The organism is Telluria sp. ZT3P25 (genome assembly GCF_059685895.1).
On record NZ_JCASIJ010000002.1, the window covers coordinates 67,455 to 93,614 of the forward strand.

Annotated in this window: 18 protein-coding genes and 1 riboswitch; of the genes, 10 read left to right on the plus strand and 8 right to left on the minus strand. The window is 64.9% G+C overall.

What is annotated here, in order from left to right; all coding sequences use genetic code 11:
• The first annotated feature begins 127 nt into the window (after positions 1-127).
• The 5 genes from AC56LY_RS18860 to AC56LY_RS18880 all read left to right on the plus strand — a co-directional run bounded on the left by AC56LY_RS18860 (position 128) and on the right by AC56LY_RS18880 (position 8,891).
• Positions 128-643, plus strand: coding sequence for a gluconokinase (locus AC56LY_RS18860; protein ID WP_499583446.1), 516 nt, complete (start codon positions 128-130; stop codon positions 641-643).
• A gap of 94 nt (positions 644-737) precedes the next feature.
• Positions 738-3,734 (plus strand): TonB-dependent receptor domain-containing protein, encoded by a 2,997-nt coding sequence (locus AC56LY_RS18865; RefSeq protein WP_499582215.1) that lies wholly within the window; start codon positions 738-740, stop codon positions 3,732-3,734.
• Positions 3,735-3,746: 12 nt separating this feature from the next.
• Positions 3,747-5,063: a gluconate:H+ symporter gene (locus AC56LY_RS18870; protein ID WP_499582217.1), complete on the plus strand. Its 1,317-nt coding sequence runs from the start codon at positions 3,747-3,749 to the stop codon at positions 5,061-5,063.
• Positions 5,064-5,083: 20 nt separating this feature from the next.
• On the plus strand, positions 5,084-8,113 hold the full coding sequence (locus tag AC56LY_RS18875) for a glycosyl hydrolase family 28-related protein (RefSeq protein WP_499582219.1): 3,030 nt from the start codon (positions 5,084-5,086) through the stop codon (positions 8,111-8,113).
• Positions 8,114-8,123: 10 nt separating this feature from the next.
• Positions 8,124-8,891 carry a ThuA domain-containing protein gene (locus AC56LY_RS18880; protein ID WP_499582220.1) on the plus strand — a complete coding sequence of 256 codons (768 nt, stop codon included), beginning with the start codon at positions 8,124-8,126 and terminating at the stop codon, positions 8,889-8,891.
• Between the two features lie 110 nt (positions 8,892-9,001).
• On the opposite strand, the gene AC56LY_RS18885 is transcribed toward AC56LY_RS18880, so the two are convergent.
• The 4 genes from AC56LY_RS18885 to AC56LY_RS18900 all read right to left on the minus strand — a co-directional run bounded on the left by AC56LY_RS18885 (position 9,002) and on the right by AC56LY_RS18900 (position 15,423).
• Complete coding sequence (locus AC56LY_RS18885; protein ID WP_499582222.1) at positions 9,002-10,198, minus strand: PepSY domain-containing protein; 1,197 nt, start codon at positions 10,196-10,198, stop codon at positions 9,002-9,004.
• Between the two features lie 79 nt (positions 10,199-10,277).
• On the minus strand, positions 10,278-10,604 hold the full coding sequence (locus AC56LY_RS18890) for a DUF2149 domain-containing protein (protein WP_343025948.1): 327 nt from the start codon (positions 10,602-10,604) through the stop codon (positions 10,278-10,280).
• Positions 10,601-11,044: a MotA/TolQ/ExbB proton channel family protein gene (locus AC56LY_RS18895; RefSeq protein ID WP_499455973.1), complete on the minus strand. Its 444-nt coding sequence runs from the start codon at positions 11,042-11,044 to the stop codon at positions 10,601-10,603. The genes AC56LY_RS18890 and AC56LY_RS18895 overlap by 4 nt, the downstream gene beginning before the upstream one ends.
• A complete protein-coding gene (locus AC56LY_RS18900; protein WP_499582224.1) occupies positions 11,041-15,423 on the minus strand; it encodes a cobaltochelatase subunit CobN in 4,383 nt (1,460 codons plus the stop codon). The genes AC56LY_RS18895 and AC56LY_RS18900 overlap by 4 nt, the downstream gene beginning before the upstream one ends.
• A gap of 177 nt (positions 15,424-15,600) precedes the next feature.
• Positions 15,601-15,819: riboswitch (cobalamin riboswitch) on the minus strand.
• 109 nt (positions 15,820-15,928) lie between these two features.
• On the opposite strand from AC56LY_RS18900, the gene kynU reads away from it, so the two are divergent.
• The 4 genes from kynU (at position 15,929) to AC56LY_RS18920 (ending at position 18,878) form a co-directional block, all read left to right on the plus strand.
• Positions 15,929-17,191, plus strand: coding sequence for a kynureninase (gene kynU / locus AC56LY_RS18905; RefSeq protein WP_499504112.1), 1,263 nt, complete (start codon positions 15,929-15,931; stop codon positions 17,189-17,191).
• A 33-nt stretch (positions 17,192-17,224) separates the two neighbouring features.
• Positions 17,225-18,112, plus strand: coding sequence for a tryptophan 2,3-dioxygenase (gene kynA, locus AC56LY_RS18910; RefSeq protein WP_499582226.1), 888 nt, complete (start codon positions 17,225-17,227; stop codon positions 18,110-18,112).
• 26 nt (positions 18,113-18,138) lie between these two features.
• Complete coding sequence (locus AC56LY_RS18915) at positions 18,139-18,519, plus strand: VOC family protein (protein ID WP_499582228.1); 381 nt, start codon at positions 18,139-18,141, stop codon at positions 18,517-18,519.
• Between the two features lie 77 nt (positions 18,520-18,596).
• Entirely contained in the window at positions 18,597-18,878 is a 282-nt protein-coding gene (locus AC56LY_RS18920; RefSeq protein WP_499582230.1) for a DUF427 domain-containing protein, read from the plus strand.
• A 37-nt stretch (positions 18,879-18,915) separates the two neighbouring features.
• Here AC56LY_RS18920 and AC56LY_RS18925 read toward each other — a convergent pair whose 3' ends face one another.
• From AC56LY_RS18925 to ssb, 3 genes are all read right to left on the minus strand, one after another.
• Positions 18,916-19,842 (minus strand): NmrA family NAD(P)-binding protein, encoded by a 927-nt coding sequence (locus AC56LY_RS18925; protein ID WP_499582232.1) that lies wholly within the window; start codon positions 19,840-19,842, stop codon positions 18,916-18,918.
• A gap of 92 nt (positions 19,843-19,934) precedes the next feature.
• Positions 19,935-20,840 carry a LysR family transcriptional regulator gene (locus tag AC56LY_RS18930; RefSeq protein ID WP_499582234.1) on the minus strand — a complete coding sequence of 302 codons (906 nt, stop codon included), beginning with the start codon at positions 20,838-20,840 and terminating at the stop codon, positions 19,935-19,937.
• A 272-nt stretch (positions 20,841-21,112) separates the two neighbouring features.
• Entirely contained in the window at positions 21,113-21,634 is a 522-nt protein-coding gene (ssb, locus tag AC56LY_RS18935; protein WP_258836787.1) for a single-stranded DNA-binding protein, read from the minus strand.
• A gap of 470 nt (positions 21,635-22,104) precedes the next feature.
• On the opposite strand from ssb, the gene uvrA reads away from it, so the two are divergent.
• Entirely contained in the window at positions 22,105-24,966 is a 2,862-nt protein-coding gene (uvrA, locus tag AC56LY_RS18940) for an excinuclease ABC subunit UvrA (RefSeq protein ID WP_499582236.1), read from the plus strand.
• Positions 24,967-25,027: 61 nt separating this feature from the next.
• On the opposite strand, the gene AC56LY_RS18945 is transcribed toward uvrA, so the two are convergent.
• Positions 25,028-26,050 (minus strand): MerR family transcriptional regulator, encoded by a 1,023-nt coding sequence (locus tag AC56LY_RS18945; RefSeq protein ID WP_499582238.1) that lies wholly within the window; start codon positions 26,048-26,050, stop codon positions 25,028-25,030.
• Between the last annotated feature and the right edge of the window lie 110 nt (positions 26,051-26,160).

Here is a 26,160-nt window from a genome sequence, read left to right on the forward strand (position 1 = left end):
CGAGACACCGGCGCCACGCCGCAAGATTGCATTGCGTTGCAACATCGATATCTGGTTTACAAATTTCATAAGCTCGACAACACTAAAAAAAAGCGTGATGTTAGCGCTAACGAATCGAGGAGAAATGATGTCGGCAAGCAGCACATCCCCCGCCCTGCGCTGGGTCGTCATGGGTGTCAGCGGATCGGGCAAGAGCACCGTGGGGGCCATGCTGGCCGCCCATGACGGCGTCCCGTTCCTCGAAGGCGATGCCTATCACCCGCCCGCCAACGTCAGCAAGATGAGCGCCGGCATCCCGCTCGACGATGATGACCGCGCCGGCTGGCTGGCCAGCCTGGCCGGCGAAATCCGCGCCGCGCGTGAACAGGGCCACGGCCTGGTGCTGTCCTGCTCGTCGTTGAAGCGGCGCTACCGCGACCTGCTACGCGACGCCGATCCGGCGTTGCGCTTCGTCCATCTGGCCGGACCGCGCGAGCTGATCGCCACGCGCATGACATTCCGCCCCGGCCACTACATGCCGCCGTCGCTGCTGGAGAGCCAGTTGCGGATTCTCGAGCCGCTGCAGCCGGACGAAGCCGGCCTGACTCTCGACATCACGCTGGTGCCGCAGGCGCTGGTGGAACGCATCACGGCCAGCACCTGATCAGCGCAGCCCTTACCCATTTGCCAGCAGGCGCAGCCACCCACCCATAGAGGCGGCGCGCTTTCATCCAACGAGCATCGAGGAGACAACCATCATGCGCACACCCGTTCAACGCACTCTCATCAGCCTGGCCGTGGCCAGCGCCTGCTGGATGGTCGGCGCCGCCGCCCACGCCCAGCAGGCGCAAACCGAGCCTGCCATCGACACCACACCCGAGGCTACCGCGCCGGATGCCAGCCTGGCTGGCCCAGCGACAGCGGCAGCGGCAGAACCGGCCTCCACGTCCGTGGTGCGCATCTCGGGCTCGCGCATCGCTGCGCGCGGCTTCTCCCAGCCGACGCCCACCACGAGCCTGAGCGCCGCCGACCTTGAAAAGGCGGCCAAGCCGAACCTGTTCAACACGCTGACCGAACTGCCGGCGCTGCAGGGCAGTACGGGTCGCACGACCAGCACCAACAGCACCAGCAGTGGCATCCAGGGCCTGAGCTCCCTGAGCCTGCGCGGCCTGGGCACGATCCGGACCCTGACGCTGCTCGATGGCCAGCGCGTCGTCGGCGCCAACGTCACGGGCGTGACCGATGTGAGCCAGTTCCCGCAACTGCTGGTCAAGCGCGTCGACGTGGTCACCGGCGGCGCCTCGGCGTCGTACGGCTCGGATGCGGTCGGTGGCGTGGTCAACTTCGTCACCGATAAAACCTTCACCGGCTTCAAGTCGAACGTCCAGGTAGGCCAGACCAAATACGACGACGACCGCGGCGCCACGGTGCAGGCAGCCTGGGGCCGGGCGTTCCTCGACAACCGGCTGCACGTGACGGCCAGCGGCGAATTCACGAAAGAAAACGGGATCGAATCGCCCGGCATCGGCGGCGTGGGCCCGAACGGGCGCACCTGGTACCAGAACCCGGCCTATTCGGTACGGCCCCTGAACCAGACCGGTGACGGCTTGCCGCAATATCGCGTGATCTCGAACGCGCAGCAGTACCAGTATTCGAAATACGGCCTGATCACGAACGGCCCGCTGCAGGGCACCGCATTCGGCGATGGCGGCGTGCCGTACCAGTTCCAGTATGGCTCCAATGGCCGGCCCACCGGCACGGGCGCCGTTACCAATTGCGTCAATCCGTTCTGCATCGGCGGCGACTTGAGCGGCAGCGTGGGCTCGGGCACCAACCTGGCCATGAACTTCAAGCGCCAGGTGGCCTACACCCGCGTCTCGTACGACCTCGATGCCGACAACCAGGTCTACTTCACCGCCAACTACGGTCAGGTGGCTTCGCGCTTCTCGCCCAACCCGGGCGCAGCCAAGAACGCCAACCTGACCGTCCAGTGCTCGAACCCGTTCCTGCCGGCCTCGATCCTGGCCGCCTGCGCGCAGAACAACATCACCAGCTTCCAGTACGGCACGGCGAACGCGATCTTCCCCGACAACATCGACGTGCAGCCGACCCGCACCCAGCGCCGCTTCGTCATCGGCGCCGAGGGCCGGTTCGACCTGTTCGGCAAGTCGTGGGCGTACGACGCGTATGTCACGCATGGCGAGAACAAGACCAATCTCGATGCGAACAACATGACGATCAACCGCCGCTACAACGCCGCGATCGACGCCGTGCGGGCGCCGAACGGACAGATCGTGTGCCGCAATCCGGTAGCCGCCGCGTCGGGCTGTGTGCCGCTCAATATTATCGGCAACAACCCCGTCGATCCGGCTGCCTGGGCCTATATCGCGCCCGAGAACGGCCCGCGTCAGCGCACCACGCAAAGCCAGGACGTCGGCAGCTTCAATATCAATGGCGAATTGTTCGAGGGCTGGGCCGGTCCGGTGTCGGTGGCCACGGGCGCCGAATACCGGCGCGAGAAATACCGCGTACGCGGCGACGCCTACGGCAACGGCGTGTCGCCTGCTTCGCCGAACAACGCCATGTATCCCGTCGACCCGCTGCTCGATACCACGGTCGGCAACAACTGGTACGCCGGTAACTTCCACAACGGCGAGGGCAGCTACAACGTCCGCGAAGCCTACGTGGAGCTGAACATCCCGCTGCTGAAATCGGCCACCTGGGGCGAAGCGAACCTGAACCTGGCCGACCGCGAAACCAAGTACAGCACCGCCGGCAGCGTGGGCAGCTGGAAGATGGGCGCGACCTGGCAAACACCGGTCGATGGCCTGCGCCTGCGCGGCGTGACGTCGAAAGACGTGCGCGCGCCGAACCTGAGCGAGCTGTATGCCGCGCCGGTCGTCGTCAACAACGTCGTTCAGTACCAGGGCAACACGATCAGCGTGCAGGAACGCACCGTCGGCAACACGGCGCTGCGGCCCGAGATCGCCCGCAACAACTCGTTCGGCATTGTCCTGAGCCAGCCAACGTGGGCGCCGGGCTTTTCAGTGTCGCTCGACTACTTCGACATCAAGGTCAAGGGCGTGATCGCGGCGCTGACAATCCAGCAGGAAGTCGACCTGTGCGTGGCCGGCAACCAGGAAATCTGCGCGGCGATGGTGCTCAACAGCCCGGGCAACAACTACGTCACGCTGCAGAACTTCAACCTCGCTTCGCTGCAGACGAAGGGCTTCGATATCGAGACCTCGTACAGAACAGGACTCGAACGAGTGAACCTGCCGGGGCGCTTCACGTTCCGCGCGCTGGGCACGCGCAACCTGCACTTCATCACCGATACGGGCGTGGTCGGCACGATCCCGGTGGACGCAGCCGGCTCGAACATGAGCAACACGCCGAAGTGGAAAGTGCTGGCGCAGCAAAGCTGGGAGCACGACAAGCTCAGTCTGACGCTGACCGAGCGCTGGGTCAGCGACGGCACCTACCGCAACGACTTCATCGAGTGCCAGACCGGTTGCCCGGTGTCGACGCTGATCCACCCGACCATCTACAACAACCGGATGAAGGGCGCGACCTACTTCGATCTCGGCGGCAGCTACAACGTGTCCAAGCAGTTGCAGCTGTACTTCAAGATCGACAACCTGGCCGACAAGGACCCGGAACCGGCGCCGCAGACCAATGCCAGCTACGGCATCAACCCCGCGCTGTATGACGTGGTCGGGCGCACGTACCGGGCCGGCCTGCGCTACGGCTTCTGACCGGCCGACGGCATGCTCGATATCGTCTCGGTACTGCTGGCGGTGGGCCTGCTCACGCTCTTGATCGCGTGGGGCAAGGTCCAGCCGCTGCTGGCCTTCGTGGCAGCGTCGCTGCTGGCGGCGCTGCTGCTGGGGGTGCCGCTGGCGCGCATCCCCGGCGCCATCGAAAAAGGCATCGGCGACCTGCTTGGCTCCCTGGTGGTGATCATCTGCCTGGGCGCCGTGTTCGGCAAACTGATCGCCGACAGCGGCGCGGCGCGCCGCATCGCCACCTGTCTGGTCGATGCGCTGGGGCCGCGCCGGCTGCCCATCGCATTGACGATCACCGGCTTCGTGGTTGGCATCCCGCTGTACTACAACGTCGGCTTCGTGCTGCTGGTGCCGCTGATCTTCTCGCTCGTCTACAGTTCGGGACGTCCCGCCGTGGCGCTCGCAATTCCGCTGCTGGCGGGCCTGTCGATCGCGCACGGCTTCCTGCCGCCACACCCATCGCCGGTAGCGCTGGTGGCCGCGATCCACGCCGACATGGGCACCACTCTGCTGTACGGGATCCTGGTGGCGGTGCCGACCCTGATCATCGCAGGGCCGGTGTTCGCCATGACGCTCACGCGCATTCAGGCCAAGCCGGCCGCCATCTTCCAGGAGAGCCAGCAGGCGCCGATTGCGCAGCTACCCGGCGCGTTCAACAGCTTCGCCACCGCGCTGCTGCCGGTGGTGCTGCTGGGCGCGACGACGCTGTTGACGATGGCGCGGCCTGACCTCAATGGCGTGCTGGCGTTCTTTGCCAATCCGCTGGTCGTGATGCTCGTGTCGTATGCGGTGGCGATCGTCTCGCTCGGCCTGGCGCAGGGCCGCTCGTTCGTCACCGTGATGCAGGGCCCGGCCGAGGCGATGCGCGAGATCGCGCCGATCCTCCTGATCATCGCCGGCGCCGGCGCGCTCAAGCAGGTGCTGGTTGAATCGGGCGTCAGCGCCGATCTTGGCGCGCTGCTCTCGGGCTTGCCGGTGTCTCCGCTGGTGCTGGGCTGGCTGGTGGCGACCGTGATCCGCATCTGTCTTGGTTCTGCCACCGTGGCCGGCGTGACGGCCGGCGGTATCGTCGCCCCGCTTGTCCAGAGTTCGGGCGTCGACCCGAACCTGATGGTGCTGGCCATCGGCGCCGGAAGCCTGATGTGCAGCCACGTCAACGACTCCGGCTTCTGGATGTTCAAGGAATATTTTGGCCTGTCATTGCAGGACACGTTCCGCTCATGGACGCTGATGGAAACGCTCGTCGGTGTCTTCGGCCTGCTGTTCGTCCTGCTGCTGTCCCAACTTTTATCGCTGTGATCCGTTTCAAGGAAACCACCATGATGACCAGGATGTTTGCACTGTCGCGCGCCCTCGCGTTTTTGCTGTTTCTCTCCGCCACCGCATCTGCCGCGTCGCTGTCGGCCTACCCTGCCATGCCGGTCGACCCGCGTGCGATCGTCGTGCGCGCCACCGGTGACGGCGTCACCGACGACAGCGCTGCGCTGCAGGCAGCGATCAACAGCGCGGCCAACGAGGGCCAGGGCGGCGTCGTATTCCTGCCGTCCGGACGCTATCGCGTCACACGCTCGATTTTGATTCCACTGGCGGTGCGTGTGTATGGCGTGGGGCCCACGCGCCCTGTGTTCGTGCTGGCGGCGAATACGCCCGGCTTCCAGAAGGGTGTCGCGAACATGGTGATCTTCACCGGCGGCGACCAGTACAGCGTGGGCAAGGTGCCGATGCCGGTGCCGAGTGCCGTGCCGTTCAGTGCTGAAGACGGCAAGGCGGTACGCAACGCCAATTCATCGACCTTCTATTCGGCGCTGTCGAACGTCGACTTCGAGATCAAGGACGGCAACCCGGCCGCTGCCGCCGTGCGCATGCACACGGCCCAACACTCGAACCTGAGCCACATCGATTTCCATATCGGCTCGGGCCTGGCGGGCGTTTATCAAGTCGGCAACGTGGCCTACAACCTGCGCTTTCACGGTGGCCGCTACGGCATCCTGAGCGAGAAGACCTCGCCCGCCTGGCAATTCACGCTGCTCGATTCGACCTTCGACGGCCAGCGCGATGCGGCGATCCGCGAGCATGAGGCGAGCCTCACGCTGATCAATGTCGACATCCGCAACACGCCAGTGGGCGTGGAGATCAACCGCGGTTATGGCGACTGGTTGTGGGGCAAGGATGTGCGCTTCGAGAACGTCAGCCGCGCCGCGCTCATCGTCAGCAACGAGAACAATGTGTACACGCAGGTCGGTATGGAAAACGCCAGCGCGCGCAACGTGCCGACGTTCGTGCGTTTTCGCGACAGCGGCAAGACGCTGGCCGGCAAGGGCCGCGACTATCTGGTGAAGGAATTCAACTACGGCCTGTTCATCAAGCAGATGGGCGAGCCGGGCCAGTTCTCGACCAACTACAAGACGGCGGCGCTGCCGGCCAATGCGGCGTCAACGCGTGCGTTGCGCGCGCTGCCCGCATCAAATGACTGGGCCAATGTGCTGGACTTCGGCGCGAAGGGCGACGGCAGCACCGACGATACGGCGGCGCTCCAGAAAGCCATCGACAGCAAGCGCACGGTGTACCTGCCGCTGGGCTTCTACGTCGTCAACGACACGATCCGCATGAAGCCGGACACGGTGCTCATCGCGCTGCATCCGGGCCTGACACAACTCGTAATTCCGAATGGCGCGTCGCAGTACCAGGGCATCGGCAGCCCGAAGGCGCTCCTGGAAAGCGCACGCGGCGGCGACGGCATCGTCTCGGGCCTGGGCCTGGCCACCGGTGAGGTCAACAACCGCGCCGTGGCGCTGCTGTGGCGTGCGGGCGAACAGTCGCTGGTAGACGACGTGCGCATCCAGGGCGGCCACGGCACGCGCCTGTACGACGGCAGCCGCGCCGACCCGTACAAGAAGGACGCCAAATTCGACACGACCGCGCACTGGGACCGTCAGTATCCGAGCGTGTGGGTGACCGACGGCGGCGGCGGCACGTTCTCTGGCATCTGGTCGCCCAGCGGCTATGCGCAGGCGGGCTTCTACGTCACCAATACCACCACGCCCGGCAAGGTCTACGAGCTCTCGGCGGAGCACCACATCCGCGCCGAGATCGTTCTGGATAACGTGCAGAACTGGGAATTTTTGGCGCCGCAGACCGAGGAAGAAGTGCGCGACGGGGCCGATGCGGTATCGGTCGAGATCCGCAACTCGAAGAACATCCTGTTTGCCAACTACCACGGCTACCGCGTGACGCGTTCGTACAAGCCAATGCCGGCCGCGATCCTAATCACCAATTCCAGCGACATCCGTTTTCGTAACGTGCACGTGAACGGCGAGAGCGGCTTTGCCAGCTGCGACGACGCGGGCTGCGCCACCTATCTGCGCGCCAGCAAGTTCGCCTACGAAAACGCGATCCGCGACGTGACCAACAAGCTCGATGTGCGCGAACGCGAGTTCGCCGTGTTCGACTACAGCGGCGCGCAGCGCAAGGCGCCTGCGCCGCTGGGCAAGGTCGCCAAGCTTGAAAGCGGCTTCTATTCGATCGCCGGCGGCGCTGTCGATGCGCAGGGCAAGCTGTACTTCGTCGACCGTCACTGGAAACGCATCTTCAGCTGGACGAAGGATGAGGGCCTGGTCGTGGTGCGCGATGCGCCGCTCGATCCGGTCAACCTGGCGATCGACAGCAGCGGCAACCTGATGGTGCTTTCGTCCTACGGCCCGCAGGCGAGCGTGTATGCGTTCGATCCGCGCAAGTCCGGCCTGGACATGACGATGATCCAGCCCACGCCGGTGGCCACGCGCAACGGTGGCCGCATCGCGGTGCCCGTCAACTTCTGGCAGAACGGCGAATTCAAGGACCAGCTCAATCCCGATACCTACGAATTCACGACGCTGGCCGAGATGTTCGCGCGTGACGTGGCGCTCCCGAAAGCGAATGAATACGTCTCGCCCGACGGCAGCCTGGCGCTGCCGGCCTACCGCGTGCTGCGCCAGGGCGCGGCAGACCACCTGGGCTGGCGCTGGGCCGATTCACTGCAGACGCACGGTTTTGTCACGGCCCCGGTGGGCGGCCGCGTGGTGTTTACCAACGGCTCGGAAAACCGCACCTTCAGCGGTGTGGTGGGCGCCGGCGGCGGCATTACTGACCTCAAGCTCGTGGCCAACCGCGGCGGTGAAGGCGCGGCAGTCGCGCCGAATGGCGACGTGTACGTGGCCAATGGCCAGGTCTTCATCTACGGCAAGGACGGCAAGCAAAAGGGGCGCATCGACGTGCCGGAGCGCCCGCTGCAACTGCTGTTTGGCGGCGCGAACAAACGCACGCTGTTCATCCTGACCCACCACGCGCTGTACGCAACGCAGATCAATTAAGGACACCACGATGAGACGCATCACCAGGGCGCTGGGCGCAGCGCTGCTGCTGGCAGCGGCAGCGGACGGCATGGCCGAGGACCAGTTCAAGCTGCTGGTGCTGGCCATGCCCGGCAAATACCACTACGAGTACATCCCGATTGCGCGGGACAGCCTGGAGCGCATGGCCAAGCTGCACGCGTTCGAACTCACCTACACCAACAAGCCGCAGGTGTTCGAGGGTGACCTGACCCAGTATGCGGCCGTGATGTTCCTGAACACACCGGGCGAAGAGCTGAACGCGGCGCAGCGCGCGAAGTTCGAGGCCTATATGCGCGGCGGGGGCAACGCGATCGTCGTGCATCGCGCCGCGATTACACCGCCGAATGACTGGGTCTGGTACGAAAAAATGGTGGGCCGCTCGGTCGGCCCGCACCCGAAACTGCAGACGGGTGTGGTCACGGTCATCGACCAGAACTTCCCCGCCACCTTCGGCCTGCCCGCGCGCTGGATCTGGAGCGACGAGTTCTACGTCACGACCAATCCGTATCAGGTGAAGATCGACACGGTGCTGAGCGTGGACGAATCGAGCTACGACACGACGAAGATCTGGCCGGGGCAAACCGTCAAGGGCATGGGCAAGGACCATCCGATCGCCTGGCACCACCGGCACGAACAGGGGCGCGTGTTCGTCACCACGCTGGGCCACAACGGCGAGATGTACCGCGATCCGCAGTACCTGAATCATCTGCTGGGTGGGATTTACTGGAGTGCGACGGGGTTGGGGCAGAAGCGCTGATCAGGCGTTCAAACCGAGCTCGCTTTTGTGGTGCAGTAACGAACGTTGGACGCGTGGATGGCGTAGCCATCCACCCTACATGGAACGTATCGTCCGCGTAGGGTGGACGGCTATGCCGTCCACGCGTTCAAACCAGACTCGATTGGCGGCGCAACAACGCACATCGGGGCGTCAGCGTCGCTCAGCATCGTCGTCATCGCCACACCAGGCCTAATCGCTCGCGCGCTGCGCAGCAGCAGTGCTCGCGGCAGCACGCTGGACACGGCGCCATCCTGCGCGCGCAGCAGCGTACGCACGGTGCGGCCCAGGGCGCTCAGGTACAGCGTGCCGCCCACGCGGCGCCATTCCAGTTCGAGCGTGCCGGGATGCGCGCGCAGCAATACGGCCGCATCGATTGCCAGGTCATCGCTGGCCAGCGCCCCGCCTGCAAACGCGAGGCTATCCTGCGCGGTCGCGCCGGGATCGGAAGGAAAGCCGAACGGGCCGGCCGACAGCCAGCCGCTGAACAGCCAGGTGATGACGAGCACACCGCCGCTCAGGCCCAGCCAGTGGTGCCAGCCTTGCCAGCCTTTGTACGGCGACATGCGCCCGCCCGCGTAGCGGCGTTGCACGCGCAGCCGCTGGACGCCCAGCACCATGCCGGTCACGGCCAGCAGCAGTGCGACGCCGGACGTCGACATCACGGCCAGGCGCCATGCTTCGTTCTGCTTGCGCAGCGGCGTGACGTAGATCCAGTGGACGACAGCGCCAACCCAGTTCCAGGCGCGCTCGCTGCGTATCGTGTCGCGCACCAATTCGCCGGTGCGGCTCGAGACGTACACCACGCTGCCAACGTCATCGTCGGTCGTGACGCGCAGCAGTGGCTGGTGCACGCGCACCGCGCCGAACGTCCACTGGTCCACGTCGATGGCTTCGAACGACAGCGAACGCGCATCCGGCGCCGCGCTGCGCGCACTGCTCGACGCTACCTGCTCGTCGACCACCAGCACTGCGCCGTTGTCGGCCCACACCGAATTCCAGGTGCCATCATGGCCAAAATGCCAGGCCGGGCGGCCCGCGACCGTATTCAGGCGCACCGCATCGGGCATGCCCTTCAATGCCATCTCGCGCCACGCCGCATCCGCGCTCACCTGGACACGTTCCGGATCGAGCGGCGCAAGCCAGGTCCGACGCTCCGCTTCCGTCAGCTCGGGATACGGGACATACATCATCACGATGCCCGAGCCAAACCACAGCAGCACCAGCAGGCCGATACCGATCCCAAGCCAGCGATGCCACAGGTGCAGCTGGCGCTTCATCGAAGCCATCGCAATCCCGATCAGTAGCGCCAGTGGACCGTCAGCTCGGCATGCAGTGCGTGCGACAAGGTTGTTTTCGTCATCTGCTCTACTTTTTTGCCGGGGTTTCCGTGGGCTCGATCAGCACCAGCTTGCCGGTCTTGGGATCGCGATAGACTTCGCCGACGCGGTCGTAACCGCTGCCGTCTTGCGTGACGCCGCTCGCCGGGCGCTCGATCTGGCGGCCTTTCTCGACCGGTTGCGGCGGTTTGATGGCGCCTTGCGAGCCGGCGATCGCCGCGATCAGACCGCAGGCAAAGACCAGCATCACGTCGACCAGATTGACCAGGCTCGCGCGCGGGTCTTCGTCGCTCTGGTCGAAGCGCGCGTCGAGATGGCGGTACAGGCGCAGACGGCCACGTGCCGGGGCGCTCATGCCAGCGGCTCCATCGCGTCGAGCGTCTCTTCGTACCAGCGGCGGCGCAGCTTTCCGATCACCAGGCCGGCAATGCCGGCAACGAGGCCCAGCACGGTCGCATCGAAGGCAACCGTCACGGCGCTGGCCAGCTTGGCCGGATCGCCTTCACCCAGCGCGGCCAGGCCAGGCCCGAGCGGAATGATCGTGGCCATCAGGCCCAGCATCGGCGGGATGCGCGCCAGCAGGTCGGCGCGTTCGAGGCGGTGACGGGCAAGCTTCTGCACGTGCTCGACGTTGCCGGATGCCCGCAGTCGGGCCAGCCCGTGAAAGCGCTCGCCGACGGCGATGCCCGATTCGACCAGCGCAATGGCGCAGCCGGCCAGCAGCGCCACCAGCGAAGGCGTGAGCAGCCAGCTGACGGCGTCGTGCAACCAGGCATAGGACAAGTGATCGATCATGGAGTACTCCTTACAGGTTGGGGGATGCTGCGGCCGCGCCACAGGCCGAGCGCAAACAGGGCGAAGCAGGCGGCCAGGATGACCAGGACCTGCACGATGCGCAGGCCAGGGAGCGGCGCGGGTTCGGGTTGTTGGTTGAGTTCATAGACGCGCATGGCTGGCGGGGCTGCCGGTGCGGGCGCAGAAGGCGCCTGGCCCTGCTGCGCGTCGGCGCGTGGTAGCGCCTGCGGGGCCGACGCCGGTCCCGGCGCGCCGGCAGGCGCCGGGACCGCAAGCGCCGGCAGCATCTCACCGCGCGCCTTCGCCAGCGTCACGCCGAGCTGCTGCGCATCGCCGCGATCGAGTTGCGGCGCCAGCCAGCCCCACATCGGGTGATCGGGCGACGTGTGGCCGCTGCCCGGCAAGCCGTTGGCGGCAACCAGGCGCGCCAGCTCGCCGCCCATCGTGCGGATCGTTTCCGGGTCGGTCTTCCAGAAGCCTTTTTCGGCAGCCACCATGAATACGGCCAGCATGTGCGCCTTGACGTGCGCGTTGTGGCGCTGACCCAGAAATTCGGGCAGGCCGAGCTTGTGCGCATCGTCGAAGTAGACGGCCTTGACTTCGTCCCAGGCCCAGTTCTTCACGAGGTCCGGGCGCGTGACCTGCCAGCCCCACAGGTTCTCGATGAATTCCTGGCCCATCGTGCGTGCGCCCGAGTAGCCGTTGTCCATCAATGGACGCAGCCACGCGGGATTCAAAAAGCGCCCGCGCAATTCGCCCAGCAGCGCGGTGGCCAGCGGCTCGACGTCGGCCTGGCCTGGCTGCCCGTGCTGCAGGATCAATGCGTCCGGCACGCGGCCGGTGCGCGTCTCGACGGCCAGCGACAGGCCGCCCAGATAGTCGAAGGCGTCGTTGTTGTCGAGCAGGCCGTACAGATTGCTGGCGCGGCCGTGGTAGGTGCGGTGGATGCCGTCCAGCGCCACGTCGAACGCGCGGTGCTGCGCGTCGCCGTCGGCGTCCAGGCCGTACGCGTGGCCCATGCGGTTGCGATACGCGCGGCCGATTTCCTCGCGCTCGCGCCAGGCGCCCGAGCGTTCGGTTAGGCGGTTCACGCCGGTACCGTACGCGCCCGGCGCGTCGCCGAACACGCGCAGCGCGGCGCCCTGCCCCGCTTCGATGGTCGATGCGCCACCGGCGACCAGCGCGCGCTGGCGCACCAGCCATTCTCGTGCAACCCGGTTGTCCTGCACGGCTTCACTACCCCATGCGGCGCCCTGGAGCGGCGCCAGCGCGGCTTGCAGCGCCTCGCGCAGGGCCGGGTCCTGGCGCGCCATCGTCTCGGCGGACGCCGCCAGCGCCAGCCGGCCGGCGCGGTCGATCAGGCGGATCAGGTTCGGGTACAGGTCGCGAAACAGGCCAGACGTGGTCACCAGCGCATCGCGCCGCACAGCGCCTGGCACCAGGCGCACATCGGTGACGATGCCGCGCGCATTCCAGACCGGCTCGGCGCCCATCATGGCCAGTGCGAAGCCGACCATCACGCCCTCATCACGCACGGCGTCCGACGCCCACAGGATGATGCCTTCGCTGCCCTGCTCCCGCGCGGCGTCGCCCTTGCTGCGCGCCATCGCCTTGGCCGCCATCTTTTGCGCCAGCCCGAAACCCAGGCGCGTGGGCAGGATATCGCCATCGACCGCGTGGAAGTTGCGGCCGGTCGGCAGCGCCTCGGGTGAGCGCAGCGGGTCGTTGCCCTTGCCCGGCTCGATGTAGCGGCCATCCAGGCCCGCGAGCAGGCCGACCATCTCGCGTCGTGGCGAGTCGCGCAGCTTGTCGGCGATGGACGGATCGTCGATGCCGCTCTTGGTCATCGAATCGAGCATCAGGTCGAGCGACTTCTGGTCCCACGGCCGGCCGAAGACGTGCAGGCCAAACGGCATGAACTTCTCCTGCAGCTTGGTCAGGTAGTGACCGACCTCGTGCGCCAGCAAATCGTCATCGGCGGCATCGAAGCCGATGCCGCGCACTTCGAGCACGTCGGACATCGACGCTTCGAGTTCGGCGCGCAGGTTCAGCGCCACGACGCGTTCGCGCATCAGCTGTGCGGCCTGCGTCTTGAGTGACTCGGACGACGCGGCTTCGAAACTCTCGACGATCTGACGCAGCGACAGCAGCTCGTCGTACAGCGGCGTCGTCGCCAGCGGGGGCGTCAGGTGGTCGACGATGATCGCCAGGCCGCGGCGCTTGGCCTGCGTGCCCTCGCCCACGCCGTCGACGATGTACGGGTAAATGCCCGGCAGGTCGCCTGCGATCAGGCTGGGATAATCGTCGCTCGACAGGCCCACCGCTTTACCGGGCAAAAATTCAAACGTCGAGTGGCGCCCCACGTGCACGACGGCGTCGGCCTTGAAGCGGTCGCGGATCCAGTGGTAGAAGGCCAGGTACTGGTGCGGCGGCGTGATGCTGGTATTCGCATGCAGCAGTTCTTCATCGACTTCCCAGCCGCGCGGCGGCTGCGGGCCGATGAACACATTGCCGAACGTGAGGCCCGGCACCAGCAGCTTGCCGCTGTCGACCATCACCTTGCCCGGCGTCGGGCCCCAGCCACGCATGCCTTCGATGCCGTAGCCGATCAGGCGCCGATACAGCGGCGCGAGCGCCTTGCACGGACTGGGTTTACTGTCATCGAGGCAGGCGCGGTAGCCGTCTTCGAGCGCATGCAGGTCGCGCGTGGCCTGCACGCGCTGCGGATGGTCGACACCCTCGACCAGGTGCAGCAATTCCTTGATGATCGTCTCGGCCTGCTTGCGGCCCGGCGCGCGCTCGCCCTGCGCTTCGGCGACCAGCACGTCGGCATGCAGGCGGCCCAGCATGCCGTCCTTCATCTCGCCCTGCACGCGCGGTGCAAGCGTCGCGAACCAGCGCGCGTAGTCGGCCGCGCTGACGCTATTGACGGTGGCGCTCATCTCGCGCAGCGCGGCGCGGTCTTCAGGCAAGTTCACGCCGTGCGCCATGATCATGTCGAGCAGCGCTTCAGGCGTGGCGGGTAAATCGCCGACCGTGTAGCCGGCTGCCTTGAGCGCGTGCAGCATGTCGAACAGCGACGCCGGCACGTTCAGGTTGTCGGCGCCGATGTTCTGGCGGCCCGGCGGGTGGTTGTAATAGACCATCGCGACACGCTTGTCGGCGTTGCGCTTGGCACGCAGCGCCAGCCAGCGGCTCACGCGCGCCGTCATGCGATCGACTTCGGCCGGCAGCAGCACCGGCGGGCGGTTCTCGATGCCGGTCAGGCGGTCGCGTTGCGACTGGCCCAGCGCCGCCACCACCATCGGCTGGCCGATGCCCTGCAGTTCGGGCAGCGCGACGCGGTACTGGACCGAGTCCGGCGGCAGGCCATCGGGCGAAAGCTGCCACTGAATGGCGGTGCGGTCCGACAGGCGGATCGCCTTGAACACGGGGATATCGAGGCGTTTGAAGGCTTCGCTGACGACTTCGCGCCCTTCGGCGGCGCCGACGACGAAGTCCTGCAGCACCACCAGCGCCGCGGGCTTCGCTGGCGCGATCAGCTCGGGCAGGCGCACCAGCGCTTCGCGCGAGGCGCCGCCCCAGCGCGTGAGCAGCTGCACGCAGGCCTGCCCTTGTTCTTCGATGCGGCGGCACAGGGCGGCCGGCACCATGCCATCCATGTTCGCCAGGTCGAGCACGACGACGGTCGGGCGGTCCTTCAGACCCAGCTTGGCGGCGTTGCCCCAGGCGGCGGCATCCTGCAGCTCGTTCTGGCCGACGCGCAGGCGCAGCGTCGGTTCTAGCAGCGGGGCGCCCAGCGCTGTCGACGGATGCAGCAGGTGGGCGATGAGGGCCGTGGTGTTGTCCACGCCGCCGGCTTGCCAGACGCGCCGCGCCGCGAGCCAGTGGCGGGCGGCGGGATTCGCCTCTGCCGCCTGCAGCGCGGCCGCGGCTGGCGCTTCGGCTGCGAGTTCGCGCAGCAGCTCCGGCGCGAAACCGGCCAGGCTGCCGTGCGCCGCGCGCGTCATCAGGTTCAGGCTTGCTTCACCATTGAACGCCAGCACTGCGGTGCCTGGCTTGGCGTGGCGCGCCAGCGCATCCTTCATGCGGCGCGCCGGATCGCCGAACAGCGACACCGCCAGCACCGTGTCTGCGCTCGCGATCCACTGGCCTACCTCGCGTTCACTGGCGGCCATCAACTGGGCCGGTGTGCGCAACTGAATGCGGTCGCGCGGTTGGCTGGCCAGGTGGCGGTGGGCGGCTTCGATCGCGCCCGGTGCGGCGCGCTCGGTGACCACGGCGAACATGGTGGCGGCGTGGCTGTGGGCGCAGGCAAGCAGGAACGCGAGCAAAAGCACCAGCGCAGTACAGGCGCGGGGGAGCGAAGCAGTGTTCATGTGAACGTCGACCTTTCAGCTGCGCGCCAGGGCGCGCATGACAACGGGCAGACGTCCTCCTTCCATGCTGAACGCAACAAGCCATGCGCACGCGTACGTGCGAGGCCTGCGCGAACGCATTGGCAACACAGAAGGAACGACGAACTACCAACCGGCACGCCCACACCCCGGGACGTACGCAATGCATCGTGATTGGCCGGTCTTCTGGCTTGCCGTCATCCTTCCCGGGTCCTGCCTTCCCGTGCACGGGGCACAGTGGCGTTCGACGAGGGTCGTCAGGCATACAGCAGCGGGGGCTGCGCCGGACTGGCGTGCGATGGATTCGCACACGTCACCGGCTTCCCGTTTCACCTTCCTGCAGACGAGCAGGATGGCACCATTCACTTGATTGGGCGCGATTCTACAGCCAGGGTGCGCCACTGTCACCGCATTCTTTGGCCTCTAGCCTAGAATGGCGGTATCGTCCGGCCAGGCCGGCACCCACTACTTCTTCGCGACCGTTCACATGATCACACGACAAGACTGCCTGGCCCTCGACGCGGCCGACCCGCTGGCTCCCCAGCGCAATGCCTTTGCGCTGCCGGACGGCGTGATTTACCTCGATGGCAATTCGCTCGGCGCCCGCCCCCGCGCGGCCCTGCAACGTGCGCAGGACGTGATCGCCGCCGAATGGGGCAATGACCTGATCCGCAGCTGGAACACGGCCGGCTGGTACGACCTGCCGCAGCGCCTGGGCACTCTGATCGCGCCGCTGATCGGCGCTGCGGCCGATGAAGTGGTGGTCACCGATTCGACCTCGGTGAACCTGTTCAAGGCGCTGGCTGCGGCGCTCAAGATGCAGGCCGACGCACCGGCGCACGCGGCCCGCCGCATCATCCTGACCGAGCGTGACAACTTCCCGAGCGATATCTACATGGCCGAAGGCCTGATCGGCTGGCTCGAACGCGGCTACGAGCTGCGCCTGCTCGACAGCTGGGCCGACCTGCCGGCCGCCCTCGAAGGCGACGCCGGCGGCCAGGTGGCGGTGGTGATGCTCACGCACGTGAACTACCGCACTGGCCGCATGCTCGACATGAAGACGATCACGGCGCAGATCCACGCCGCCGGCGCGCTGGCAATCTGGGACCTGGCCCATTCGGCCGGCGCCGTGGAGGTCGACCTGAATGGCGCAAACGCCGACTTCGCGGTGGGCTGCACCTACAAATTCCTCAACGGTGGACCGGGCGCGCCGGCATTCATCTGGGTACCGCAGCGCCACCACGCGCAGTTCACGCAGCCGCTCACAGGCTGGTGGGCGCACCGCCAGCCGTTCGCGATGCAACCGGCGTTCGCGCCGGTGGCCGGCATCAAGCGCGCGATGTGCGGCACGCAGCCGGTGGTGGCGCTGGCGCTGATCGAATGCGGGCTGGCCGTGTTCCAGGACGTGACGATGGCGGCGCTGCGCAAGAAGTCCCTGGCGCTGTCGGACCTGTTCCTGGCGCTGCTCGAACAGGAATGCGCCGCGCATCCACTGGAACTGATCACGCCGCGCAATCATGCGGACCGTGGCAGCCAGGTGAGCGTGACGCACCCGCATGGCTACGCGGTGATGCAGGCCCTGATCGCGCGCGGCGTGATCGGCGACTACCGCGAGCCGCAGGTGATGCGCTTTGGCTTCACGCCGCTGTACACGGGATATGACGATGTGTGGCAGGCGGTGATGGTGCTCAAGGATATCCTGGACCGCAGCGACTATCAGGTCGATGCCAAGCGCACTGCGGTGACCTGAGCGATTCTCGGTCTATTCTCAAGAGAGGACACGATGCCCTGCCCTGTTGACCCTGATTCGTCGGCCAGCAATGCCGATATGAGTGGCTGCCCGGTCTCGCAGCCCGGCTACCACGGCGCCAAGCTCGATTTCAGCAAGGACATGAGCTACGGCGACTACCTGTCGCTCGACACGATCCTCAACGCCCAGCATCCGCTGTCGCCGCAGCATAACGAGCTGCTGTTCATCGTCCAGCACCAGACCAGCGAACTGTGGATGAAGCTGATGCTGCACGAGCTGCACGGCGCGCGCGACAACATCGCACGGGGCCAGTTGCCGGCGGCGATGAAGATGCTGGCGCGCGTGGCCGCGATCATGAACCAGCTCGTGCATGCGTGGGATGTGCTGGCGACCATGACGCCCCCCGAGTACACGGCGATCCGCCCATACCTGGGCGCGTCGTCAGGGTTTCAGTCGCACCAGTATCGCGAGATCGAATTCATCCTGGGGAACAAGAACGTCACGCATTTGCAGGTGCATCAGCACAAGCCGGACGCGCATGCGGCGCTACAGGGCGTGCTGGATAAACCGTCGCTGTATGACGAAGCGATCATGGTGATGGCGCGCAGTGGATTGGCCGTGGATGCGGCGCGGCTTGCCGGGCCGTGGCATCAGGCGACGCGGTCGGATCCGTCGGTGAAGGCCGCGTGGATGGTCGTGTATCGCGATACTGACCAGTATTGGCCGCTGTATGAGCTGGGTGAGAAGCTCGTCGATATCGAGACGGCGTTTCGCTTGTGGCGCTTCCGGCATGTGACGACGGTGCAGCGCGTGATCGGTTTTAAAACCGGCACGGGCGGCACGGACGGTGTAGGGTATCTGCGCAAGATGCTCGATGTCGTGCTGTTCCCGGAACTGTTCGAGTTGCGCACCGAGTTGTAATCATCTTCATTCAAGGACCGCCTGCCATGATTTCCCATCTCGATCATCTGGTGCTGACCTGCACCGACCTCGATGCGACGAAGCATTTTTATACGAAGGTCATGGGCATGGGGATGGAAACCTTTGGCGCGGGGCGGATCGCCTTCACCTTCGGGAACCAGAAGATCAACCTGCATCAGCGCGGCGCCGAGTTCGAGCCGAAGGCGCACCTGCCGGTGCCGGGGGCGCTGGATCTGTGTTTCATTGCCTCTAGGCCGCTTGATCAGGTCATTGCACATCTTGGCAACTGCGACTGGCCGATTGTCGAAGGGCCGGTGGAGCGGACTGGGGCAACGGGCAGGATCCGCTCGGTGTATGTGCGTGATCCGGATCTGAATCTGATCGAAATTTCAGAGATGGTTGGCTGATAGAGTTGCTGCATCTTTCTCACCCGACGGGTGTAGACTGGTCTGCGCTTCAGATCCGAAGCGCTACCGGAGGGCATATGAAAGCAATATGGAATGGTGAAGTGCTGGCGCAGTCGAATGATACGGTCGTTGTCGAGAACAACCATTATTTTCCACCCGCCTCGTTAAATCGCCAGTTTTTCAGCGAGTCGAGTACGACGACCAACTGCCCCTGGAAGGGGACAGCGAGCTACTACAACGTCGAGGTAAACGGCAAGGTCAACAAGGATGCGGCCTGGTTATATGCGACACCAAAATCCGCTGCGGCAAATATTACTGGCCACATAGCGTTCTGGAAGGGTGTCGATGTGACGCCCTGAAACGGTGAACCGGGGCCTGCCAAAATCCAGCGCACATTCAGCCTGCATGTATTTCCGCGAGCACCTCACGCGCACCCGTCCACGCGTGCACGCCGTAACGATCGTTATCGAGCGGGTGCAGTTTGCCGCGCCCGCTCATCATGTCGCGTAGATATTGCATGCCCTGCCACGCAGGAAACGGCGCGTCACTTGCCGGCGACAGCTTCCGGGTAATCGCGATCATCGCCGACAACGCGCCAATGCCCCCAACGCGCAGTGTGGCGTAGCGCTGGCCCGTCACGTCGGTCATGATGCGGGCGAGGTCGACAGGCGACACGGTATCCCCGGCAATGCGAAGAATGCGCGGTGCGGTGTCGTCCATCGCTGCCGCCGCGGTGAACGTCGCGACATCGTCCTTGCTGGTGAAATCGAGCTGCTGTTGCGCATCGCCGAAGTGGATGACGCGCCGGATTCCTGTGGCAATAATGGGCGCCTGGCCAGCCAGCAGATCGATGAAGCCGCCATTCAGGACAGACGTGGCGCGGATGGGTGCTGCGTCCAGTGTCGCCATGAAACGGCGGCGGAGATCGAGGTTGCGATTGTCGCCGGGGATCGTTTTCGTGAAGTCGAGTGAATAGTCGCTTGGGATAAAGCGGGCGACGCCCTCGGCCACTGCCGCGTCGAGCAGACGTTGCTGGGTATCGATCACCACTGGCGCCAGGCCATTGAGTGCCGACACGATGCAACCCGACCCGCGCATTGCCGCGCGCAGCGCTGCTGCATCCCGCATCTCCACTGCCTTGACGTCGACGCCAAGCGCGCGCAGGGCTGCCAATGTGTCGGGCGCTGTGCCGGGGCGGACGATGGCGTTGACGCTGGCGCCCTGCGCTACCAGCGCTCTGCCGATTCGCGCACCGAGGTCGCCGGTGATGCCGGCGAGCGTGACACGCTGTGGCTGGGGACGTTCGTGAGGTGTGTTCTGCATGCGATCTCCTTGGTTGGGCCACATGATATGCCGTGCTTGATGCCACCATAAGGCTGGCGACAGGGAACATGCTGTTCCATTCAACGGAACAGCTAAACGCCGGAGATGGCGTCGGGCGCAACCCGCATGTGCTCTTGCAGCGCATCGATGAACAACCTTACTTTGGACGATACGCTGCGGTTCCTGGCATACAGGGCGTTGACTGGAATACCGTCGCTGTGCCACCCGGGCAGCAGGCGAACCAGATCGCCGGACTGCAGGTGCGGCCTCGCCAGAAAATCAGGCAGCCGCCCTACCCCGGCACCGCCCAGCACCACTGCCTGGAGTACCGCCGGCTCGGCCACTGCAGTTCCCGGCGCGACCGCACAATGCTCTTCGGCGCCGTCGTCCGTGTGGAATGTCCAGCTTGTTTCCCCTGCGCGGCAAGCGATGAGGCGATGGACCTCCAGTTCGGCCACCGTGGCCGGCACGCCGCGCCCGTCGAGGTAGGCCGCACTGGCGCAAGGCCACAGTGCGATGACGCCGAGGCGACGCACCATCAGGTCGGAGTCGGCCAGCGCACCGAGCCTGATCGCAACATCCGCATCGCCCCGCGCAAGGTCGATGACGCGGCTGTCGCTGTCGAGTACGACCGACACATCGGGATACTGCGCCAGGAACGATGGCAGCATCGGCGCAACGACGCCGAGTGCGAACGTGAAGGCCGCATTCACCCGCAACACACCCTGTGGCTGGCCTGCCAGTCCGTCCACTGCCAGTTGCGCTTCCTCGGCACTGTCAAGCAAACGACGCGCGTGCGGCAGGAACAGCTGGCCTGCGTCGCTGAGCCGCAGGCCGCGCGTCGAGCGCTCGAGGAGCACGACACCGAGTTTGCCTTCAAGCCGCACCAGTGCCCGACTGATCGTCGATTTCGGCATGGCTCGCAAACGCGCCGCAGCAGACAGCCCGCCCGCATCGACGGCCTGGACAAAGATTCGGACGTCGGTCAGGTCAAGCATCGTGGCAGCGTGCCGTTATGGATGTCGTGGTGGTGTCAGTTTTCAAATGTGTTGCCATGGCGAAGAAAGCGCGTGCCGTAGCCGACCAACGCCACCTGGCGCAGGATTGATCGTTCATCCAAGTGTTTCTCCGAATCGTTACGCAATCAGTGGCTGACAGGCATCGCATGTCAGCCGCGCTACGCGACAGTTTATCGCGCCCCCTGCGCGGATAAAAAAACGCCGTGAGTCACAGACCCACGGCGCTTCGATCGCTGCAACAACATTCGGTCTTAGAACGGAATGTCGTCATCCATATCCGAGAAGTTCGGGGCCGGCTTCGGCTGCGGACGTGCTGCCGGTGCCGGTGGCGCCTGGCGTGGCGCTTGCTGGCGTGGCTGCTGTGGCGCCGAGTAGTCGTCGTCCATGCCGCCACCGCCCATACCACCACCCATGCCGCCGCCGTCGCCGCCCATGCCCTGGCGACCGCCCAGCATCTGCATGTTTTCAGCGATGACGTCGGTTGCGTAGCGCTCGATGCCGTCCTTGTCGGTGTACTTGCGGGTCTGCAGGCGGCCTTCGACGTAGACCGACGAGCCTTTTTTCAGGTATTGCGCAACGATCTCGGCCAGGCGGCCGAAGAACGAAATACGGTGCCACTCGGTCAGCTCTTTTTGCTCGCCGGTGTTGCGGTCTTTGGATTTGTACGAGGTGGCGACCGCGATGTTCGCGATGGCGTCGCCGCTCGGCATGTAGCGCACTTCTGGGTCGCGGCCGAGGTTGCCAACGATGATGACCTTGTTAACTGATGCCATTTGATTACTCCTGCTGGGTATGATCCACCCTGACTCTGCATGGTTCTAGGCGTCAGGGAACGTGGTAATACAGCTCACCATTATGAGGCCGATATCGGCTTTTGCCATAGCGTTTTATTGGCGCGTGTCAGCCGCAATGCTGGCGTCATGTCGCACTTTTTGTTGTCAATCCGACCTCGTCCATAGCTCAACAGGGAAATTTATTTTGCGAATCTGAACGCTTTGTCATTGAACCGTTCCGAGGGCGACCCACATACGGCGGACATGTCGTTGTCCAGGCCATCGCGCCACCCGGATGCGCTTGCCGATCCGGCAATGCGCACATTAGAACCACTGGACAAATATACAGCCGTAACAAAAACCAGCTACACTAACGGGTTCTCCCCGATTGGCCCGCTGACCCGGTCGCTTAGCGTTCGCGGCTCCGCCACGGTGGCCCACATAAACTAATAGAAAGTCTGCCCAACTTAATGGAAGAAATTCGCATTCGTGGTGCCCGCACGCACAATCTGAAGAACATCAACCTCGACCTGCCGCGCAACAAGCTGATCGTGATCACGGGTTTGTCGGGCTCGGGCAAGTCGTCGCTCGCTTTCGACACCTTGTACGCCGAAGGCCAGCGCCGCTATGTCGAGTCGCTGTCGGCCTACGCGCGCCAGTTCCTGCAACTGATGGAAAAGCCCGATGTCGACCTGATCGAAGGCCTGTCCCCAGCTATTTCCATCGAGCAGAAGGCGACCTCGCACAATCCGCGCTCGACCGTCGGCACCGTCACCGAAATCCACGATTACCTGCGCCTGCTGTACGCGCGCGTTGGCACGCCGTATTGCCCTCAGCACCCGCACCATCCGCTGGCCGCGCAGACCGTGTCGCAGATGGTCGACTCGGTGCTGGCCATGCCGGAAGGCACCAAGCTGATGATCCTGGCGCCGGTCGTGGCCGGCCGTAAGGGTGAGCATGGCGACCTGTTCCTGGCGATGCAGGCCCAGGGCTTCGTGCGGTTCCGTATCGCCAGCGGTGTGGCCCCGGCCAAGATCTACGAGATCGACGAGCTGCCCAAGCTGAAGAAGACCGAGAAGCACACGATCGACGTCGTGATTGACCGTATCAAGGTCAATCCGGACATCAAGCAGCGCCTGGCTGAAAGTTTCGAGACCGCACTGCGCCTGGCCGATGGCCGCGCGGTCGCGTACGAAATGGACACCGAGAACATGACGGTGTTCTCGAACAAGTTCGCCTGTAATGTCTGCGGCTACTCATTGCAAGAGCTGGAACCGCGCCTGTTCTCGTTCAATAACCCAATGGGTGCCTGCCAGGAATGCGACGGCCTGGGCCACATCGAATTCTTCGATCCGAAACGGGTCGTGGCCTTCCCGCACCTGTCGCTGGCGTCCGGCGCCGTGAAGGGCTGGGATCGCCGCAACCAGTTCTATTTCCAGATGCTGCAAAACCTGGCGTCGCACTACGACTTCGACCTCGACGTGCCGTTCGACAAATTGCCGGCGGCATCGCAGGATGCCGTGCTGTTCGGCTCGGGCAAGACGGCAATCCCGTTCAGCTATGTGAACGAACGCGGCCGCACCGTGATTCGCGAGCACACGTTCGAAGGCGTCGTCAACAACCTGCAGCGTCGCTATCGCGAAACCGATTCGATGGCCGTCAAGGAAGAGCTGGCGAAGTTCATCAACGAAAAGAAGTGCCCGTCGTGCGAAGGCGCGCGTCTGCGCACCGAAGCGCGGTACGTGAAAATCGGCCAGGGCGCCCAGCAGCGCGCGATCTATGAAGTGTCCGACAAGCCGCTGCGCGATACGCTCGAGTTCTTCGAAACGCTCGAACTGACCGGCGCCAAGAAGGACATCGCCGAGCGCGTGATCAAGGAAATCATTTCGCGCCTCAAGTTTTTGAACAACGTTGGCCTGGATTACCTGTCGCTCGACCGCAGCGCGGACACCTTGTCCGGCGGCGAAGCGCAGCGTATTCGCCTGGCGTCGCAGATCGGCTCGGGCCTGACGGGTGTCATGTACGTGCTCGACGAGCCGTCGATCGGCCTGCACCAGCGCGACAACGATCGCCTGATCGCGACGCTGAAACACCTGCGCGACATCGGCAACAGCGTGCTGGTGGTCGAGCACGACGAAGACGCGATCCGCACCGCCGACTACATCGTCGACATGGGGCCGGGCGCGGGCGTGCACGGCGGGCAGATCATCGCCGAAGGCACGCTCGAGCAGATCATGAAGAACGAGCATTCGGTCACGGCCCAGTACCTCGATGGCCGGCGCCGGATCGAAGTGCCGAAGAAGCGTACCAAGGCCGACCCGGCGCGCCAACTGGTGATCACGGGCGCCAAGGGCAATAACCTGAAGGATGTGACCCTGACGCTGCCGGTGGGCCTGATGACCTGCATCTCGGGCGTTTCGGGTTCGGGCAAGTCGACCTTGATCAACGACACGCTGTACCCGGCGCTGTCGCGTCACCTGTACGGCTCGCAGACCGAGCCGGCCGAGCACACGTCGATCCACGGCCTGGAACACTTCGACAAGGTGATCTCGGTCGACCAGGCGCCGATTGGCCGCACGCCGCGCTCGAACCCGGCGACGTACACGGGCCTGTTCACACCGATCCGCGACCTGTTCTCGACGGTACCGACGGCCAAGGAACGCGGCTACAGCGCGGGCCGATTCTCGTTCAACGTCAAGGGCGGGCGCTGCGAAGCGTGCCAGGGCGATGGCGTGATCAAGGTCGAGATGCACTTCCTGCCGGACGTGTATGTGCCGTGCGATGTCTGCCATGGCAAGCGCTACAACCGCGAAACGCTGGAAGTCAATTACAAGGGCAAGAACATCACCGAGGTGCTGGAACTGACCGTCGAGGATGCGCACGAATTCTTCAAGCCGGTGCCGGTGATTGCGCGCAAGCTGCAGACGCTGCTGGACGTGGGCCTCGGCTACATCAAGCTGGGGCAGAGTGCGACGACCTTGTCGGGCGGTGAAGCGCAGCGCGTCAAGCTCTCGCTCGAGCTGTCCAAGCGCGACACGGGCCGCACGCTGTATATCCTGGATGAGCCGACGACCGGCCTGCACTTTGCCGACATCGACCTGCTGCTGAAGGTGATCCACCGCCTGCGCGACCAGGGCAATACGCTGGCAATCATCGAGCACAACCTGGACGTCATCAAGACGGCGGACTGGGTGGTCGACCTGGGGCCGGAAGGCGGCGCCGGCGGCGGCGTCATCGTGGCGACGGGTACGCCGGAAGACGTGGCCAAGAACAAGGGCAGCGCCACCGGCAAGTATCTGAAGCCGTTGCTGAAGGTGTCGGCAAAGGCGTAATACGCCGCTTCAGGCAGCACGATCAAACAGGGGCAACGCCAGCGGCGCTGCCCCTGTTTTTTTATGCGCGCAAGGCCTGCATTGCCGCGCTGATAAACGCCCGCATGCGCTCGTCGACCATCCCCGATTGCTGCAGTGCCGGCTCGTTCTGCAGCGCTTGCCGGATCTTTTGCTGGGTTGCCGGCTGGTCGCCTGCAAACGAGCGGAACAGATCGAACCACGCCAGCGCCAGCGCGCGTGCCTGCGGGGAGTCGGGCGCATGGCCTTCGTCCATGGCCGTGCGGACCTGTGCCACCAGTGGCGGCCACTCGGCGTCGCGCTTGCTGAAGTTGGCGCGCATGAAGGCAAATTCGTCGTCGTCGAGATAATTCCGGTAGATCGACAACTGGCGCGCTTTCGATGCCGCCAGGATGAACGTCATCATCTGCGGCGAAATACCGGTGCGCTCCTGCACACTGGGCTCGTGTTCGTGCATCGCGTTCAGCTTGGCGAACAGGATCGGATTGTCACCGGTATCGCGCCGGACCATGTCCATCCACTGCGTTGCCAAAACCTGCGCCTGGGGATTACCAGGATCGGTGCCGGCATCCATCAGCGCCTGCACTTGCGCAACCAGTGCCTGCCACTCGGGCTCGACATCATCGGCCTGGCTATAGATCGGTAATTGCGTGAGTTCTTCCTGCGAAAAATACTTGTCGTACATGGTCATGTGCTCCAGTGTTGTCAGCCAATCGGCCAGATCCGGTTCCTGTCCGTCGGACAGCTGACCCTGCAGTTGGGACAGGCGGCTGCGCAAGGCTTTGGCCTGCTGGATCTGCTCGGTCAGCAGGCCGATCTGGCGCGCGACGACCGTGGCCAGTGACAGGTCGGCTCTGGTGAGGGTGGTTCCGATGTCGGCCAGCGCCAGCCCGAACCTGCGCAATGCCAGAATGCGGTGCAGGCGGGCGATGTCGGCTTCGTTGTACAGCCGGTAGCCGGCATCGGAGCGCGCAGAAGGCGATAGCAACCCGATCGCGTCGTAATGGTGCAAGGCACGGACCGTCAAGCCAGTACGTTTTGCCAGTTCACCAATTTTCAGCAGCATCGTCGTCATCCTTTCTTCATGCGTGAAGACAGGATGGAGCCTGACGCCACGTGAGGGTCAAGCCTACAATGAATCAGGGGCAGCGCCACCGGCGCTGCCCCTGTTCTTTT